This is a genomic window from Heliobacterium mobile (assembly GCF_009720735.1).
In the GTDB taxonomy this organism is placed as follows: domain Bacteria; phylum Bacillota; class Desulfitobacteriia; order Heliobacteriales; family Heliobacteriaceae; genus Heliobacterium; species Heliobacterium mobile.
The window spans coordinates 1-607 of the sequence record NZ_WNKU01000126.1 but is presented as its reverse complement, the minus strand read 5'-3'; the positions used below and the strand labels follow the sequence as shown (position 1 = coordinate 607).

The following is a 607-nucleotide window of genomic DNA, read 5'->3' as shown; positions in this document are numbered from 1 at the left end:
AGGAGCCAGCCGCCGAAGGTGGGGTCGATGATTGGGGTGAAGTCGTAACAAGGTAGCCGTATCGGAAGGTGCGGCTGGATCACCTCCTTTCTATGGAGACTCGTCACGGTAGAGGATGAACCTTGCTGGTTTTTCTAGTGAAGGGATGAACCCTCTACGCAGTGAGATGTCGAGGTCGAACCGGACGGAGACCTCCCAACAGGCTGCAAGCGAGACCATCTCGCAAGCGACCAGGTGGGACAGGTCCGAACGGAAAGGTTAGCACGCAGCGCTACGCAACTGTTTGATTTTGAGGGACTGGAGAAACTTACCGGTTGAATTACACAACCGAGTGTAGTATACTTCTAAATCCGGTGATGAACCGGAAGGACCTCCTCTGAAGTTAGATGGTCAGTGAGCAAAAGTGGTCACGACGATTTAACAGACAAAAGCAACTGAAATATTGATCTGGTGGCAATGGCGGAGGGGTCACACCCGTTCCCATCCCGAACACGGAAGTTAAGCCCTCCTGCGCCAATGGTACTTGGGACGTTGGTCCCTGGGAGAGTAGGTCGCTGCCAGATTGACCGGGTTTTATTACCCGGCAGACCTGACAAACGTCAGGTTT

Annotated in this window: 2 rRNA genes; both read left to right on the top strand. The window is 53.2% G+C overall.

Annotated features, from left to right (window positions below):
* A 16S ribosomal RNA gene (locus tag GJ688_RS20090) occupies positions 1-90 on the top strand; the annotation flags it as partial.
* A gap of 356 nt (positions 91-446) precedes the next feature.
* A 5S ribosomal RNA gene (gene rrf, locus GJ688_RS20085) occupies positions 447-563 on the top strand.
* Positions 564-607 lie beyond the last annotated feature (44 nt).